The organism is Rhizorhapis sp., from assembly GCF_035276005.1.
Lineage (GTDB): Bacteria > Pseudomonadota > Alphaproteobacteria > Sphingomonadales > Sphingomonadaceae > Rhizorhapis.
The window spans coordinates 1-14,552 of sequence record NZ_DATEMB010000025.1; the positions used below are offsets into that span (position 1 = coordinate 1).

General features: G+C 64.0%; 21 protein-coding genes. 4 read left to right on the forward strand and 17 right to left on the reverse strand.

Annotated elements, in window-relative coordinates:
- Positions 1-61: 61 nt before the first annotated feature.
- Together VJS46_RS06435 and VJS46_RS06440 are read right to left on the reverse strand one after the other, a co-directional pair.
- Positions 62-373, reverse strand: a complete 312-nt coding sequence (locus VJS46_RS06435; protein WP_324058742.1) for a gene transfer agent family protein — start codon at positions 371-373, stop codon at positions 62-64.
- A gap of 180 nt (positions 374-553) precedes the next feature.
- Entirely contained in the window at positions 554-961 is a 408-nt protein-coding gene (locus VJS46_RS06440) for a phage tail protein (protein ID WP_324058744.1), read from the reverse strand.
- A gap of 47 nt (positions 962-1,008) precedes the next feature.
- Here VJS46_RS06440 and VJS46_RS06445 point away from each other — a divergent pair, with 47 nt between their 5' ends.
- Positions 1,009-1,344: a hypothetical protein gene (locus VJS46_RS06445; protein WP_324058746.1), complete on the forward strand. Its 336-nt coding sequence runs from the start codon at positions 1,009-1,011 to the stop codon at positions 1,342-1,344.
- A 123-nt stretch (positions 1,345-1,467) separates the two neighbouring features.
- Here the strand turns inward: VJS46_RS06445 and VJS46_RS06450 are convergent, their stop codons facing one another.
- The 7 genes from VJS46_RS06450 to VJS46_RS06480 form a co-directional block, all read right to left on the reverse strand.
- Positions 1,468-1,866, reverse strand: a complete 399-nt coding sequence (locus VJS46_RS06450; protein ID WP_324058748.1) for a DUF3168 domain-containing protein — start codon at positions 1,864-1,866, stop codon at positions 1,468-1,470.
- Positions 1,863-2,087: a hypothetical protein gene (locus VJS46_RS06455; protein WP_324058750.1), complete on the reverse strand. Its 225-nt coding sequence runs from the start codon at positions 2,085-2,087 to the stop codon at positions 1,863-1,865. The genes VJS46_RS06450 and VJS46_RS06455 overlap by 4 nt, the downstream gene beginning before the upstream one ends.
- Entirely contained in the window at positions 2,072-2,410 is a 339-nt protein-coding gene (locus VJS46_RS06460; protein WP_324058751.1) for a head-tail adaptor protein, read from the reverse strand. Before VJS46_RS06460 ends, VJS46_RS06455 begins: the two co-directional genes overlap by 16 nt.
- On the reverse strand, positions 2,410-2,940 hold the full coding sequence (locus VJS46_RS06465) for a head-tail connector protein (protein ID WP_324058753.1): 531 nt from the start codon (positions 2,938-2,940) through the stop codon (positions 2,410-2,412). Before VJS46_RS06465 ends, VJS46_RS06460 begins: the two co-directional genes overlap by 1 nt.
- Before the next feature lie 149 nt (positions 2,941-3,089).
- The gene (locus VJS46_RS06470) at positions 3,090-4,217 is read right to left on the reverse strand and encodes a phage major capsid protein (RefSeq protein WP_324058755.1); all 1,128 of its coding nucleotides are present in this window, start codon (positions 4,215-4,217) and stop codon (positions 3,090-3,092) included.
- 120 nt (positions 4,218-4,337) lie between these two features.
- A complete protein-coding gene (locus VJS46_RS06475; protein ID WP_324058757.1) occupies positions 4,338-4,799 on the reverse strand; it encodes an HK97 family phage prohead protease in 462 nt (153 codons plus the stop codon).
- Between the two features lie 2 nt (positions 4,800-4,801).
- Positions 4,802-5,113, reverse strand: a complete 312-nt coding sequence (locus tag VJS46_RS06480; protein ID WP_324058758.1) for a DUF6127 family protein — start codon at positions 5,111-5,113, stop codon at positions 4,802-4,804.
- A 44-nt stretch (positions 5,114-5,157) separates the two neighbouring features.
- On the opposite strand from VJS46_RS06480, the gene VJS46_RS06485 reads away from it, so the two are divergent.
- A complete protein-coding gene (locus VJS46_RS06485; RefSeq protein ID WP_324058759.1) occupies positions 5,158-5,343 on the forward strand; it encodes a hypothetical protein in 186 nt (61 codons plus the stop codon).
- Here VJS46_RS06485 and VJS46_RS06490 read toward each other — a convergent pair.
- The 3 genes from VJS46_RS06490 to VJS46_RS06500 form a co-directional block, all read right to left on the reverse strand.
- The gene (locus VJS46_RS06490; protein ID WP_324058761.1) at positions 5,303-6,439 is read right to left on the reverse strand and encodes a phage portal protein; all 1,137 of its coding nucleotides are present in this window, start codon (positions 6,437-6,439) and stop codon (positions 5,303-5,305) included. The two genes, VJS46_RS06485 and VJS46_RS06490, sit on opposite strands and share 41 nt — an antisense overlap.
- Positions 6,440-6,520: 81 nt before the next feature.
- Positions 6,521-7,828 (reverse strand): DNA-packaging protein, encoded by a 1,308-nt coding sequence (locus VJS46_RS06495; RefSeq protein ID WP_324058763.1) that lies wholly within the window; start codon positions 7,826-7,828, stop codon positions 6,521-6,523.
- A 176-nt stretch (positions 7,829-8,004) separates the two neighbouring features.
- Positions 8,005-8,532 carry a hypothetical protein gene (locus VJS46_RS06500; protein WP_324058765.1) on the reverse strand — a complete coding sequence of 176 codons (528 nt, stop codon included), beginning with the start codon at positions 8,530-8,532 and terminating at the stop codon, positions 8,005-8,007.
- A gap of 388 nt (positions 8,533-8,920) precedes the next feature.
- Here VJS46_RS06500 and VJS46_RS06505 point away from each other — a divergent pair, with 388 nt between their 5' ends.
- Positions 8,921-9,352 (forward strand): UrcA family protein, encoded by a 432-nt coding sequence (locus VJS46_RS06505; protein WP_324058767.1) that lies wholly within the window; start codon positions 8,921-8,923, stop codon positions 9,350-9,352.
- A 224-nt stretch (positions 9,353-9,576) separates the two neighbouring features.
- Positions 9,577-10,347, forward strand: coding sequence for a carbonic anhydrase family protein (locus VJS46_RS06510; protein ID WP_324058769.1), 771 nt, complete (start codon positions 9,577-9,579; stop codon positions 10,345-10,347).
- Between the two features lie 19 nt (positions 10,348-10,366).
- On the opposite strand, the gene fghA is transcribed toward VJS46_RS06510, so the two are convergent.
- The 5 genes from fghA to xrtV form a co-directional block, all read right to left on the reverse strand.
- On the reverse strand, positions 10,367-11,206 hold the full coding sequence (gene fghA / locus VJS46_RS06515; protein ID WP_324058862.1) for an S-formylglutathione hydrolase: 840 nt from the start codon (positions 11,204-11,206) through the stop codon (positions 10,367-10,369).
- Positions 11,207-11,314: 108 nt separating this feature from the next.
- A complete protein-coding gene (locus VJS46_RS06520; protein ID WP_324058770.1) occupies positions 11,315-11,701 on the reverse strand; it encodes a VOC family protein in 387 nt (128 codons plus the stop codon).
- Between the two features lie 57 nt (positions 11,702-11,758).
- Entirely contained in the window at positions 11,759-12,871 is a 1,113-nt protein-coding gene (locus tag VJS46_RS06525; protein ID WP_324058772.1) for an S-(hydroxymethyl)glutathione dehydrogenase/class III alcohol dehydrogenase, read from the reverse strand.
- 98 nt (positions 12,872-12,969) lie between these two features.
- Positions 12,970-13,665, reverse strand: coding sequence for an exosortase-associated protein EpsI, V-type (gene epsI / locus VJS46_RS06530; RefSeq protein ID WP_324058774.1), 696 nt, complete (start codon positions 13,663-13,665; stop codon positions 12,970-12,972).
- Positions 13,662-14,483: an exosortase V gene (gene xrtV / locus VJS46_RS06535; RefSeq protein WP_324058776.1), complete on the reverse strand. Its 822-nt coding sequence runs from the start codon at positions 14,481-14,483 to the stop codon at positions 13,662-13,664. Before xrtV ends, epsI begins: the two co-directional genes overlap by 4 nt.
- Positions 14,484-14,552 lie beyond the last annotated feature (69 nt).

Genomic DNA, 14,552 nt, shown 5'->3' on the forward strand with positions numbered 1-14,552 from the left:
GCCCCTCCCCTTCAGGGGAGGGGTTGGGGTGGGGCCTGTTGGGGTGGGGCCTGAATGACATTCACCGTCCCACCAAAATCTGCTTCAGCACCACCCGCAGCACTGGCGTCGCCTGCGCCAGCCCCATGGCCAGCACGGCATCCCCCACCGCCTCCCGCGTCACCCATTCCGGCCGGTCCGCCACCACATGCCAGAACAGCACCGCCATCTCGGCAAGCCGCATCTCCCCCGCCGCTGCCCGTTCTACCAGCGCAAACAGCGGCCCCAATTCCTCTTCCGCTGCCACAAGCGCCGCAAAGCTCGGCCGCAACAGCAGCGCCTCCCCACCCACGCGCAACATCGCCTCGCCCCGCGCCGAATTCGCGTGCGTCATTTGCACCTCCTCTGAAATTCGCCTGCGCCCCGCGAACGCAGCATTGGCGATTTATCCGTCGCCCCTGCCCTTCGACTGCCCCGCAGGGCGGGCGCTCAGGATAAACTGCGGCTTTCGGCCGCAGGCAGGGACCCGGCTTCTTCACTGCCATCCGCAAGGAAAAAGCCGAATTTTCGCGTCCTATTCGCTCACCACCGGTCCGGAACTTTCCAGGCTCATCGTATAGCTCCGCTCCCCATTATAATCCCCGGCATAGTCGAGCCGCGTGACCAGGAACCGGCCGCGCATCCGCTCCCCGCTTTCAAAGCTCAATTCATAATCATCAATGGCGCCCGCCAGGACGTTGCCGCGCACCCGCACCTCTGCGGCGGACCCGGTAAAGATCCCCGCGCCCGACACGCTCACCGACCGCACTCCAGCACCGGAAAGCAGCTCCCGCCAGCCGCCGCTATCCTTGTTCGTTACGTTGACGGCCTCGCCATTCACGCTGAGCTGTGTCGTCCTCAGACCCGCGACCGTGGCATAGATCACCGGCGTACCGCCATTGCCCACTTTCAGAAGGAAAGCACTTCCCTTTTCCGCACCCATGGCGCATTCTCCCTTAGTCAAAAACAATAGGCTCAAAGGTTCTTGAAATGCTGCTTTCCGCACTCAGCTTTATCGCCTTCGCGGCGGCCCAGCCGGCCGACATGATGGTGAAGACACGCGACGAATATGCGACCTGCCTGCGCAAGTTCATGGTCGAGCATCTGGACAAGAAGACTAGCCCCGCCGAATTCGACAAGGCACTGAAGCCGGCCTGCGACAAGCAGGAAGCGGCCTTCCGGACTGCTGTCATCACTGCCGACAAGGCCGACAAGATGTCCGACGCCGACGCCCAGGAGGACGCGAACTTCCAGGTCGAGGATTATCTCGAAAAATTCCAGAGCAGCTATCGCGACTTTCTGGAAACCAACACGCGTCCGGGATGATCAACGTCTGGATGGCGCTTCATTCCCCTCCCGCCTGCGGGAGGGGTTAGAGGAGGGCATGTTGGCCCTTACCTATACAGGTCCTCCCCCCGGCCCCTCCCGCAAGCGGGAGGGGAGGCCCCCCTACCCCTCCAACCCCCTCACCCGATACTCCACCAGCCCAGCCCACGGCCCATCCGCATCCCGCACGACCCGTGACCGCAGGAAATTGAGGCTCACCACCCGCCAGCCGTCAAGCGCCACCGCCATCCCTTCGATCGCCGCTTCCGCCTCGCGCATCAGCGCATGCAGCCGCGCCGCCCTCTTGCCATCATCCCATATGCTGACCGCCAGCCTTATTTCCCGCCCCCGCCCGCTTTTATGGCTCCAATCCACACAGGGACTATCCGCCATCGCCACATAGGGAAAGCACGCGCCTGCGGGCGGCCCATCGAACACGCCACTCACCGCCCCAGCCAAAGGGGCATGGGCCTTCATCGCCGCCACTACGGCCTTCTGCACCGCCATCACCGCAGCACTCATCCACCCTCTCCCCTCGCCAACAAGCCAATGGCCCTCAACCGGGCATCGCTCAGCCACCGCGGCCAAAGCCTTCGCCCGGAAAGCACTACGCTGTCCTCCCCAGCCTCCACCCGGACGCCGGGCGGCAGATCCTCGCCCAGCCGCTCCGCCAGCACCGCAATCCTCAGCCCCTTGCGCACCTCTGCACGCCGCAATCCCAACGCCATCAGCCGCTCGAACATGGCTCCTCCTCACACCGGAGCATCATCACATCCCCCACCCGCGGATCATCCTCCACCAGCCGCACGCCCAAGACCCTGCCCTTCCAGAGCAGGCGGCAGTCCAGCCCAAGCCCGCTCCGCCGCCGCAGCGTGACCGCCCAGCGCCGCTCTCCCCGCAAAGCCCCGCCTGCCGTTTCAGCAGCGCGCCTGTCGGGCGCCACCCCTGCCCAGACCTCGGCCTCCTGCGTCCATGCCGCCGCGCTGCCGCCCAGCGCATCGCGCTCCTCCGTCCGTCGCTCGATCGTCACGCGCTCGATCAGCAATCCCGCAATTTCGCCCGCCATCAGCCGATCCTCATCCGCCGCCAGGGCCGCCACAGCGCACTCACGGCAGCGGGCGGCGCCCCGCCCTCGCCATCGCGATGTGCGAACATATGGGCGGCAAGCCGCACCGCGCCCTGCCGGATCGCCTCGGGCAATCCGGTCCAGTCCACTGCGACCCCCGTGCTGCACGTCACATCGATCCGCCCCGCCGCACCTGGTTCGATCACCCGCACCCAGCCATCGCCATTGCCGTCAATGTCAACAGCATAGCTCCCCGCCGGCATCGCAAAGACCACTCCTTCCGCAGGCACGCCGGCAACGCCCGAGATCGCCCGCACCGGCGTCCATTTCAGCCGTTGCCACTCCCGCGATGCGGGCAGGCGCTGCACCTCTTCCCGAACGATCAGCGCCTGGCCGATAAAGCCCTCGCCAAAGCCAATGGCGCTCCTGACGAGGCGGTCGACCAATGCGTCCTCCTGCATGGTTTCCAGCCTCAGCCAAGCCTTCACCTCCCCACGCGCGCCTTCCAGCGCCGCATCCCCAATCGGCATGCCGCTTTTCCCTTTCCCGATGTTCGAACGAACAAACCCTCTCGCGTTGGGAGAGGGTTGCGCAGACTTGGCAGCGTGCTGCCTAGTCGAAGCTGGGTGAGGGGTTGCGCCCTAGCAGTGACGCGCATCCCCTCACCCCATAGCGGCACTTACGCAGCAGCAAACTTCATCAGCTTGATCGCCTCGCTATTGGCAACGGCCCCGCCCACCCGCTTCACCGCATAGAAATGCACGAACGGCTTGTTGGTGTAGGGATCGCGCAGGATCGTCGTCGCCGCCCGTTCGGCAATCACATAACCCGCCTTGAAATTGCCGAAGGCGATGGAAAAGCTCCCCGCCGCGATATCGGGCATGTCCTCGGCCTCGACCACTGGATAGCCAAGCAGCACATCAGGCTGACCCGCCGCCAGCCCCGGCTGCCACATAAAGGCGCCATCGTCCGTCTTGAACTTGCGGATGCGCGCCAGCGTCGACGAGTTCATCAGGAACGCCGCCCCCTGCCGATATGGCGCCCGCAAGGAATGCACCAGATCGACCAGCTTCTCCTCTGGCCTGACGGCCGCAAAGCCGTCCGCCGCACCTGAGGCTACATATTGCAACGTGCCGAACGCCCGGACGCTGTCGGCCTCATTCGTCGCCGTCGCTTTCAGGAAGCCTTTGGGCTGGTTGATGCCGTTGCCATTGACGAACGCCGCACCTTCGGCCTTGGCGAATTCCATCGCGATCTCGCTCGCCAGCCAGCTCTCGACATCGAATTGCGCATCGTCCAGCATCGCCTGGCTTGCCGCCGGATTGGCGAACAGCTCCCCCGACGGCGGCACGATTTCATGGAAGACCGGGGTTCCCGTCTCGGCACGCGCACCCGTTTCGCTCGCCCAGCCCGAAGGGACGCCGCCGCTTGTCACCAGCTTGCGATAGCCTGCCGATCCGGTCTGCACCACATTGGCAATGGTGCGAATGGGCGAAATGCTCTTCAATGTCGCATCGATAAGGGCGTCTATCTCGCGCGGCACCGCATAGCCGCCCTCCGCACCCGAAGCGCCCGAAAAGCTCTTCAACTCCACTCCGGCCTCAAGCCCCTTGCGCAGATAGCGCTCGACAAAGGCCGTCCGCTTCGGGTCGTCCAAAACGCTCTTGACCCCATCCAGCGCGGGTCTCTGCGCAGCAACCGCCTGCCCTTTCAACGTGGCGACATCCGCCTCCAGCGCCGCAATCTTCTCCGCCTGAAGCACCGCATCAAAGCTCGCCTCAAGCGCATCCGCCTTCACTTCATACATAGTCATCTCCCACACACAAAAAAAAGCCCTCGCCCCAAGGGGGAGAGGGATAGGAAGGCTTGGCAGCTCGCTGCCTAGCCGAAGTTGGGCGAGGGGGGGTTCACCCTCAGAAACGCACCACTATTCCTCCACCGCATGCACCCGCGCCAAAGGCTGCATCGGAAAGCGCACCAAGCTCACCTCCACCAGGTCGAGCGCCCGCAGCTCCCTCGGCTTGTCCTCCGAAGCCTCCCGCACCCGATAGCCAAAGGACAGCCCGATCACCGCCCCTTCCTTCAGCAGCGCCGCTGCCTCGCGTCCGGCCGCCGTACGCGGCGAAATCCGTCCGATCACCCGCAGGCCCCGCTTGTCCTCGCGCAGATATTCCACCGTCCCGATCACCGCCCCGGGCTTATGCTGCCACAGCAAAGGCACGGCTCCCGCCCCCGCAAACGCCCCCCGCCGAACCACATCCCCACCCCGGTCGACATGATCGAATACAGCCGCATAGCCCGCAAACCGCACTCCCCCCTCGCTTTCAGGGGACGGGGTCAGGGGGTGGGGCCCGACATCGCTCAAGGCTCTTTCGCCAATATCCCCCATCCTCACCCCCTCAACACCCCAAACACCCCAACCTTCACCGCCACCGCCATCAGCACCAGCGCCAGGCACCCGCGCACGATCCACCCGACCACTGCATTGCGCGCCGCCCGCTTCGCATCCCTCCAGGCCCCCAGCAGCTCGCGCAGTTCGCGCACATCCTTCTCCGCCCCCGCATCGGACAGCCCCAGCCGCGCCAGCGCTCTTCCGGCTCCCAATTCGCTCGCCTCCTCCACCAGCGCGCGCACCGTCACCAGCCCCGCGCCATCCTCCTCCGCCTGGCGCACCAGCCGCGCCAGCATGTCACCATCATTCATGATCCCTCCTTTCCCTGCACCCGACGCCGGGTTAAGCTGCAGGGATGATCCGATACCTGCTCCTGGCGCTGCTCATCATCCTGACGGCGGCGCTCATCTGGCTCTGGTGGTCGGATTACTGGCTGATCGACCAGTGCCTCGACCAGGGCGGCCGCTGGGACCCGGAAAAGCGGGTCTGCCGCATCGATGTCATCCCAGGCCCAGCATCGCCCGCTTCTCTTCTCGTGTAAGGAAATCGGCTGCGCTCACCCGGTCCCAAAGCGCCCCGCGCTCTTCCACCAGCGCCGGCACCTTGTTGAGGTCCACCGCCAGCCTTACCCCCGGCATCCAGGGCTTCAGCCCGTGCGCAATCCCGCCCAATATCTTCTCCGAAAGCGGCAGGATCGTCTGCCGCCACAAGGCCCGGTTGGCCTCGCGATAATTGGCATAGGCATTATCCCCCGGCAGCCCCATCAGCATCGGCGGCACGCCAAAGGCGAGCGCGATCTCCCGCGCCGCCGCGGCTTTCAACCCCACAAAATCCATGTCCGCAGGCGTCAGGCTCATAGCCTGCCACTTAAGCCCGCCCTCCAGCAGCATCGGCCGCCCAGCGTTTGCGGCGCCCTGAAAGGCCGTTTCCATCTCCGCCTTGATCCGGTCGAACTGCTCTGGCGACATCACCGCCCCCGCCTCCCCCGGCTCATAAACCAGAGCGCCCGAGGGCCGCGCCGCATTGTCGAGCAGCGCCTTGTTCCACACCGTCGCCGCATTATGGATCGCCACCGCGCCAGCCGCCGCTCCTATGCACCCCAGGCCATAATGATCGTCCAGCGGATGCAGGCTCTTCACATGGATGACCGCCGTCCGCCCGGCGGCATCCTCACTTGAAAGCCGCGCCACATTTTCACCAACGCGGTACAGATATGCCATAGGCCAGCCCCGCGCGTCCGCCTCAACGCTCACCCGCTCGGGCCGCAGCGCAAACAGCTCCGCCACCTCCCCATCCGCGCCGGTCGCAACCTGCACATAGCCGTTGCCGTGCAACAGCAGATGCGCCGCCAATGTCTCCACCAGCCCCTGCCCCGCCGACGGCGCCTGCACCAGCGCCAGCGCCCTCTCCCGGTCCTTGGCGCTCCCGCCCTCAGCCAGCAGGGCCGCCCCGCCCACAGCCTCGCTCACCAGCCGAAGGGCACGCTGCGCCACCGGATTCCCCAGCACCGCCGCCTTCACCTGCCCCTCATAATTGGTCGGCCACTCGCCCAGTGGAGCCCCGAGCCACCCAAACCACCCACGCGCCAAAACCGGCCGCCGAGACGCCTCGGCGGACTTCTTCCCAAACCATTTCATGATCAGCTCCTCAGCTTCCCTCCCCTCGGGCGGGGGAGGATATGGAGACTTGGCCCCCTCTCCCGATCGGAGAGGAGAATATCAGAGCACCCGCACCCGCGCTCCGCCCTTTACACTCCCCAGCATCACCTCCGTCATTGCCCACACCAGCGCATCCGCCCGATCCGGCGACCGGCCCGGCCCCTCATAACCCCCACCGGTCATCAACCCGCACATCTCGTCCTCCAGTTCCGGGAAGGCCCCACAATGCAGCGCCTTTCCCGCCTCATACAGCGCCGCCACCGGCTCCGCCCGCGCTACCTTCCCCCGCGCCGCATGCACCAGCCGTACAGGCAGGGCGAAGTCCGCCGCCCGGAGCACGCTTTCCACCATCGCCCCGCCATTATTGGCCTCGGCGATCACCCGGTCCGCGCCGTGCAGCTGTGCCGCCTCCGCCACCGCCCGCGCCCAGCCTTCGGGCGATCGTCCGGCCACGCTGGCGTCCGCCACCACATAGGCCCGCCCGTCGGCACACAGCGCCACCGCCACGATCCCGCAAACATCGCCATGCGCGCTTGCTGGAGGATCGACGCCGATCACCATCCGCCGCACCGCAGGCGCCGCCCGCACGCGCCGCCGCTCGATCAGTTCGCGGCTCCACAGCGCCCCCTCGATCTCCTCGATCAACTCCCCGTCCAGCTCCTGCCGCCCCAGCCTGGTCCCGCGAAAGCCAGCCTCCATCGCCGCCAGAAAGGAACCTGGGAGGTTCATCCTATTCTCCCCCGTCCGCCCCCGCGTCATCACCACATCGCTCTCGCGCACCAGCCTCCGCACAAGCGGCACTGGGCGGGGCGTCGTCGTCGCTACGATCCGCGGCCGTGCGCCCATCCGCATCCCCATCATCAAATTGTCCCACCCACCCTCGCCATCGGGCCATTTGGCAATCTCGTCGGCCCAGCCATGGCTATGCTCCGGCCCGCGCAGGCTCTCCGGCTCGGCGGCGCCATATAGCATCGCCTGCGCGCCCGACCGCCACACCAGCCGCCGCAGCGAAGGCGCATAGACCGGCCGCTTTCCCTCCGGCGCAATGGCAAGCAGCCCGCTCGGCCCCTCCACCATCACCGACCGCGCCTCATGCAAGGTCGCCCCCACCAGCGCGATCCGCGCCGCACCATCCGCCTCCGCCACCGACCGCACCCACTCGGCCCCCGCCCGCGTCTTGCCAAAGCCCCGCCCCGCCATCAGCAGCCACACCCGCCAATCGCCCTCCGGCTCCCGCTGCCCCGCCCGGCTCCAGAACTCCCAGTTCCGAACCAGCCCCTCCAGCTCCTCCTCTGGAAAGCGCCGCAACAGCCGCAAAAACGCCTTCTCCGGCAGCCCCGCCAGCCTTTGGGCAAAGGAAGCCTCCATTGTTTGTCTCCCCAAAGATGCAGTAGGAAAAAGGAGTTCGCAGGAAAGCATCGTCGTCCCTGCACAGGCAGGGACCCCGCTTCCTTAACTAACGGGGACAGCAGAAAAAGCGGGGTTCCTGCCTCCGCAGGAACGACGGAGATTTCTTTGGCCGGAACATCTCACTCCGCTCAAATTCACTCCTCACCCCGCTCCTTCATCGCCATCAACTTCCGCCTGATCTCTTCCAGCGCCCGCGATCCATCACTGCCACCGCCCTGCCCCGCACGATAAGCCCCGACGGTCCTGGCATGCTGCGCCAGCAACCGCATGCCGAGATTATTGCAATAGCTATGCACCCGCTTGACCGGCGCCTCCTGGCCGTCATCCCCGGTGCGATATTCGGTCACGTCCTGCCCAAAACGCGCCCGCCGCAGCAGCTCCATCTCCAGCGCCGCATAACCTTCGTCCAGCGCCTTGTCCCAGGCCGCCCGGAAAGCCGCGTCCTTCAGCCGCCAACGATAGATGATCGCGGTCGTCTTCCCCACTGCCCGGGCCGCTTCCATGACATTGCAGGTATCCCTCAGCACCTGCATGAAGGTCTCCGCCAATTCCCGCGTACAGGACCCCTTCCGGGCCCGTTTCTTCTGCGGCTGCCCATCCCGGCTCCCGGTATAGCAACGCCCCACCACCAGAGCCCCAACCTTTCCCTCACTCTCTGCCACAAGCGCACCATCCTTCCCGCCCGCAAACAAAAAGGCCCGGACAACCGCCCGAGCCCCAGCCGCACTATCAGCGCGACTCACAATTTTTCAGCATGTCTGATATGTGCCAGATCAGCGTGACGGTGTCAAGTTATTTTTGCCTATTTGGTTATATAATCCCTCTCCTCTGGGAGAGGGCAGCGAGACTTGGCGGCACGTGGTTCCAAACCCCGTCGTCCCCGCAAGGCAGGGACCCCGCTTCTGCTGATACTATCTCGACACATCCAACGCCTCGCCTCCCCGCGCAAGCCCCCGGAACCCCCTCTCTGGCTCAGCGTTTCCTTTCGCTGGAGAGCGAGGGGAACTCGCAGCCCCCCTGAAGGGCCTTTGCCTCGATAGGAGAGGTATCATGAACATCCCCGACTTTCGGCCTGTACGCTCATTATGCATCGGTGCCGCCATCGCTGTCACGGCTACGCCCGCCCTGGCGCAGAACGCCCCGGAGGAAATCATCGTTTCCGGGCGCTATGGGAAGGTTCCGGACAGCGTGCAGTCCCTGTCTCAAGCGGTAAGCTATGCGGATCTTGATCTCAGCAAGGAAAGCGACAGGAAAGTTTTGCGTCAGCGGGTCAATCTGACCGCACGCTTCCTGTGTGAAAAGCTCGGAGAATCGGACACAGCCTCACCGCCAGTGCCGTCGTGCCGCGATGCCGCCACTGCCGATGCCATGAAGCGCGTCGGCACCTTGGAGGAAGGCTTTGCTCCGCGCGGCACCACGTGGGTGCGCGGCCCAAGCTGGAAAGCGCCCTATCCCGAGGACTGGCCGAAAAAATATCCTTGATCCCTGACCTGTTCACTTGTTGAGACGCGGAGTTCGGAAACGGGCCTAAAAACCCGCCGCCGCCCCGTGGCCTCTGCGCTTCCGCGTGAACTTGCCGCCGCGCACAGCAGCCGCGCGTACGCGCCCATCATCGACGCGTTCGATGATTGGAAATGCTTATTTTCGTTAGAGAAACGAATGTCTCCAGCTTAGCGCCGCTGCGCGGATACGCCGCCTGCGTACATATGGAGACACAGCAAGTGAAAAGCCTCTTCAAAACCACGATAATGACAAGTCTCGCCTTCGCTTTCGCAACCGGCGCACTGGCCGCCGGACACCCGGCCTGGGACTATGGCAGCGGGACAAATGGCCCCGGCGGCTGGGGGCACCTCAGCCCCGATTATGCGCAGTGCGATGCCGGAAAGCAGCAATCCCCGATCGACATCGCGCAGGTTCGTCTCGCCGATCTTGCTCCCCTGCAGTTCGCATATAAAGCGGGTCCATTGCACATCACGAATAATGGCCATGCCGCCCAGATAGAGGCACCGGCCGGGTCTCACCTGACCATCGGCTCCGACAGCTACGACCTGGTCCAGATCCATTTCCACACGCCCAGCGAAGAGGCCGTGAACGGCGGGCGCTTTGCCGCCGACGCGCATTTCGTGCACCGCAACGCCGCCGGAGATCTGGCCGTCGTCGCCATATTATTCGAACAGGGAGAGGACAATCAGGCGCTGGCGCCCCTGCTCTCCGCCATTCCGCAAAAAGCAGGCAAGACAAAGCTTCAGCAGGACCAGATTTTCGATCCCTCCAGCCTGCTGCCGGCGGAACACAGCTATGTCACCTATTCAGGCTCGCTGACGACGCCGCCTTGCAGCCAGAATGTCCGCTGGATCGTCCTGCGCAAACGGATGCCGATTTCCGCAGCTCAGGTGCATCAATATGAGGCCTTGTTCGGACAGAATGCGCGTCCGCTCCAGCCCCTCAATGACCGGCCGGTGGAAGCGTCGAACTGACGAAGGGAAGGGTTGGGGGTTAAGCCCTCAACCCTTTGGCGTGCCAGCGCAGATGATCTTCCATGAAGGTCGAAATGAAGAAATAGCTATGGTCATAGCCCGGCTGCACCCGAAGCTGGAGCGCTATGCCCGCCTTCTCGCATGCGGCCTTCAGCAGTTCGGGCTTGAGCTGCCCTTCAAGGAAATTGTCCCCCTCGCCCTGATCCACCAGGATCGCGTCCACCCGCGCCCCGTCCTCGATCAGCGCGCAGGTGTCATATTGCCGCCAGAGCGCCTTGTCGGGTCCAATATAGCCCCCCAATGCCTTCTCGCCCCAGGGGCAATTCATCGGCGAGCTGATCGGCGCAAAGGCCGACACGCTCTTGAACCTGCCAGGATTCTTAAGTGCGATGGTCAGCGCCCCATGCCCACCCATGGAATGGCCGAAGATCGACTGCCGCGCCATGTCCGCGGGGAAGTTCGCCGCGACGATCTCCGGCAGCTCCTCCGTCACATAGGCGAGCATGCGGTAGTTTTTCGCAAAGGGTTCCTGCGTCGCGTTCACATAAAAGCCCGCGCCCAGCCCGAAATCATAGGCGCCTTCGGCATCGTCCGGCACGCCCTCGCCGCGCGGCGAGGTATCCGGGCACACGACAATCAAGCCCAGCTCCGCCGCTAGCCGGCGATACTCGCCCTTTTCCATCACATTGGCATGAGTGCAGGTAAGGCCGGAGAGATACCAGAGCACCGGCAGCTTCGCGCCCTCGGGATGCGGCGGCACGAACACGGCAAAGGTCATGTCCGTGCCGGTCTCGCGGGAGGCATGCCTGTACACGCCCTGCACGCCGCCAAAGCTCTTGTTGGTGGAAAGGGTCTCGATCGTCACGCTCGTCTCCAAAATCTCCCCCTCCCCTTTAGGGGAGAGGGGGCGGGGAGTGGGGCCGGGCCCGACTGAACCAGTCCGCCGCCCCTCTTCCCCGCTTTCACCTTACTCGCCGTCGGCGTAGCAATAGGCGCAGATCTTGTTCCCGACCGGATCGCGCAGATAGGCGCCATAGGCCAGGGGGTGAAAGGCGCGGGGGCCGGGCTCACCCTCGTCGGTGCCGCCATTGGCAAGGCCTGCCTCATAAAAAGCGCGCACCTGCGCCCGCGTTTCGGCGGCAAAGCCCAGGGTGAAGCCGTTGCCGACACAGGCCGGCTCGCCATTGGCGGGCTTCAGCACGAGAAATTCCGGGGCATCCTTGCCATAGAGTGCGCTGTTCTCGCTCATCGCACCCAGATATTTAATCCCGAGTCCAGCAAGCGCCGCGTCGTAAAACGCCTTCGAAGCCTCAAGATCGTTGGCCCCAACACAGCAATGCGTAAAGATCGCCATAATATTTCTCCCTTGCACAAAAAAGCCGCCCCAGGACTGGGACGGCCCTGACTAAGATTAGTACAGCACCACGCTGCGAATACTCTCACCCGCGTGCATCAGGTCAAATGCCTTGTTGATGTCGTCGAGCGGCATGGTGTGGGTGATGAGGTCGTCGATATTGATCTTTTTGTCCATATACATGTCGACAATCTTGGGCACGTCCGTCCGTCCGCGGGCACCGCCGAAGGCCGATCCCTTCCACACGCGGCCCGTCACCAGCTGGAACGGACGGGTGGAAATTTCCTTCCCCGCCTCCGCAACGCCAATGATGACGCTTTCGCCCCAGCCGCGGTGGCAGCATTCCAGTGCCTGCCGCATCACATCGGTATTGCCGGTGCAGTCGAAGCTGTAATCCGCGCCGCCGTCGGTCGCGTCGATCACCGCCGCGACCACCTTGTCGAAGCCCACTTCCTTGGGATTGATGAAATGCGTCATGCCGAACTTCTCGGCCATGGCGCGCTTGGCGGGGTTCACGTCCACGCCGATGATCTTGTTCGCACCGACCAGCCGGGCGCCTTGAATCACGTTAAGGCCGATCCCACCTAGGCCGAACACGACGACATTCGAACCCGGCTCAACCCCCGCCGTCCAGATCACCGCACCAACCCCGGTGGTCACGCCACAGCCAATGTAACACACCTTGTCAAAGGGGGCGTCCTCGCGGATCTTCGCCACCGCGATCTCCGGCATCACCGTAAAGTTGGAGAAGGTCGAGCAGCCCATATAGTGATAGAGCGTCTCCCCGCCCAGCGAGAAACGGCTGGTCCCATCGGGCATCAACCCCTGACCCTGGGTCGAGCGAATCGAGGTGCAGAGGTTCGATTTCTGGGACAGGCAGGTTTTGCACTCCCGGCATTCAGGCGTGTAGAGCGGGATCACATGGTCCCCGGCCTTGACCGAAGTCACACCCGGCCCGACCTCACGCACAATGCCCGCGCCTTCATGCCCCAGGATCGACGGAAAGATGCCCTCGCTGTCCTTGCCCTCCAACGTATAGGCGTCGGTATGGCACACACCCGTCGCCATGATCTCCACCAGCACCTCACCAGCTTTGGGCCCGGAGAGCTCCACTTCGTGGATTTCAAGCGGCTTGTTGGGCGCAACAGCGACGGCTGCTCTGGTCTTCATCGGGCGTCTCCTATCATGCGGCCTGGGAAGGCTATGAGTGCCCTTACTAGCGATCGTGATCGAAGCTTCAAATAGAATGTTAATAAATTTCGATAGATCTATTCTATCGATGATCTGTCATTTGCATGATGCGCACGGCCGATAAGAGCCGGCAATTTCTCCGCCGCAACGGCACCCAACATTTGCTGCACAAAGCCCGCCAGCCGCTTTCCAGCGGCGGTATCCTGCCCTTCGATCGAAAATCGTGCCAGCAAGCCGTCGGGAACATAACCCGCCATCGCCATCCGCAGCCGCACCAGCCGCTGCTCGCCGCCATCGGTGGGCAATGCATCACCGATCCGCGTCCAGTAGAGTATGGATTCGGACCGTCCTGGCCCCACCGCCAGCATCTCGCGGGCCGGCAGTCCCTTTTCGCCAATCTTCAGCCGCACCTGCTCATTTCGTGCGATGCGATAGCCAAAGGCGGGATAGCATGTCTCGGGCCGATGGAGTTGCAACAGGTCGCTTTGCGTGCTGCCATAAGCGATCAGCATCATGACCTGTTCTTCGTGACCAGCTCTCCTGTAGATGCGGGAAAGCGTATCCGAATAGAGCAAGTCGGCCAGCTTTCCCCTGGTCTTCGGCTGAACCAGTTTGTCGGAAAGTTCCGATGTCCAGGCTCCAAAGCGGTCGGGCACGATCTCCGCCAGCTTGGCCCGGCCCATAAGGTCGAGCGTCTCCCGTGGGGCCAGCATCCAGGACGCACCTGCGGCCGCCAGGGCCGCTCCGCCTACCAGAACATCTCTGCGCCTCATCGGCCGCCGCCGATCGCCCGGCTCAAGAGCCAGTCCAGACCGAAGATCAGCAGCAGGGCCAACGCAAAGAGCAGAAATCCAGCGGTAAAATGAAGAAAACCCTGCGCCACTGCATCTCCATAGCCCCAGGTCAGCAGAACCAGCAGGCTGATCCTCACCATATTGGCCATCACCGCCACCGGGACGATCAGCGCCGCAAGCAGCAGCGCATAGCGCCACTCCGCGCCACGGAGCACATAAATATAGAACAGACTGATGGAGATAAGGCCCATCAAGCTGTTCATCCCGGCGCAGGCATCCTCCACCAGAAGCTGATAAGGCCCGATATAAAGCGTCACTCCCTCCCGGAAGACCGGCACGCCCAGGCCGCGCATCATCGCTGTGGAGGCTTGGGAGACCAACTGCTTCAGCGGCTGGGTAGCCTCGTCCAGCGCCCATCCGGGCGCAGGGATCAGAAAGGCCATATAGAAAAGCAGGAACCAGTGTTTCTGGACGGCTTGCCAGCCAAACCGGCCAAGGAACAGGGCTGCGAAAGCTCCGAACAGTCCGCCAGCCTCCAGAAACAGGAAATCATAGGCGCGGCCAAAAACATAGAGGGGCAACGCAATGAGGAAAAGGACCGCGGCAATGGCGGGGCCAGCGGGCTGCGCTTCCTCCCGAAGCGTGTTCCAGCGAACCCAGAACAGCCAAAGCCCGGTGGCAAGGACTATGGGACCATGCGCTCCGGCCTCTGTCGACCAGGACTCTTTGCCAAGGGAAAAGAGTGTCGGGATCGCGAGCGCCGCGAGGCCTGCGATGGCGAACCACCTGTCCGCCAAGCCGTTTGAAGAGAACCCCTTTTGCAGAGGCAAGGACAGGCAAGGACCTGCAACTCCCCCGGCCTGCGG

Excerpts from the sequence above, each read along its gene's own strand:
- VJS46_RS06435 (WP_324058742.1), bottom strand. The coding sequence starts at position 373 with ATGACGCACGCGAATTCGGCGCGGGGCGAGGCGATGTTGCGCGTGGGT.
- VJS46_RS06440 (WP_324058744.1), bottom strand. The coding sequence starts at position 961 with ATGGGTGCGGAAAAGGGAAGTGCTTTCCTTCTGAAAGTGGGCAATGGC.
- VJS46_RS06445 (WP_324058746.1), top strand. The coding sequence starts at position 1,009 with ATGCTGCTTTCCGCACTCAGCTTTATCGCCTTCGCGGCGGCCCAGCCG.
- VJS46_RS06450 (WP_324058748.1), bottom strand. The coding sequence starts at position 1,866 with ATGAGTGCTGCGGTGATGGCGGTGCAGAAGGCCGTAGTGGCGGCGATG.
- VJS46_RS06455 (WP_324058750.1), bottom strand. The coding sequence starts at position 2,087 with ATGTTCGAGCGGCTGATGGCGTTGGGATTGCGGCGTGCAGAGGTGCGC.
- VJS46_RS06460 (WP_324058751.1), bottom strand. The coding sequence starts at position 2,410 with ATGGCGGGCGAAATTGCGGGATTGCTGATCGAGCGCGTGACGATCGAG.
- VJS46_RS06465 (WP_324058753.1), bottom strand. The coding sequence starts at position 2,940 with ATGCCGATTGGGGATGCGGCGCTGGAAGGCGCGCGTGGGGAGGTGAAG.
- VJS46_RS06470 (WP_324058755.1), bottom strand. The coding sequence starts at position 4,217 with ATGTATGAAGTGAAGGCGGATGCGCTTGAGGCGAGCTTTGATGCGGTG.
- VJS46_RS06475 (WP_324058757.1), bottom strand. The coding sequence starts at position 4,799 with ATGGGGGATATTGGCGAAAGAGCCTTGAGCGATGTCGGGCCCCACCCC.
- VJS46_RS06480 (WP_324058758.1), bottom strand. The coding sequence starts at position 5,113 with ATGAATGATGGTGACATGCTGGCGCGGCTGGTGCGCCAGGCGGAGGAG.
- VJS46_RS06485 (WP_324058759.1), top strand. The coding sequence starts at position 5,158 with ATGATCCGATACCTGCTCCTGGCGCTGCTCATCATCCTGACGGCGGCG.
- VJS46_RS06490 (WP_324058761.1), bottom strand. The coding sequence starts at position 6,439 with ATGAAATGGTTTGGGAAGAAGTCCGCCGAGGCGTCTCGGCGGCCGGTT.
- VJS46_RS06495 (WP_324058763.1), bottom strand. The coding sequence starts at position 7,828 with ATGGAGGCTTCCTTTGCCCAAAGGCTGGCGGGGCTGCCGGAGAAGGCG.
- VJS46_RS06505 (WP_324058767.1), top strand. The coding sequence starts at position 8,921 with ATGAACATCCCCGACTTTCGGCCTGTACGCTCATTATGCATCGGTGCC.
- VJS46_RS06510 (WP_324058769.1), top strand. The coding sequence starts at position 9,577 with ATGGAGACACAGCAAGTGAAAAGCCTCTTCAAAACCACGATAATGACA.
- VJS46_RS06520 (WP_324058770.1), bottom strand. The coding sequence starts at position 11,701 with ATGGCGATCTTTACGCATTGCTGTGTTGGGGCCAACGATCTTGAGGCT.
- VJS46_RS06525 (WP_324058772.1), bottom strand. The coding sequence starts at position 12,871 with ATGAAGACCAGAGCAGCCGTCGCTGTTGCGCCCAACAAGCCGCTTGAA.
- epsI (WP_324058774.1), bottom strand. The coding sequence starts at position 13,665 with ATGAGGCGCAGAGATGTTCTGGTAGGCGGAGCGGCCCTGGCGGCCGCA.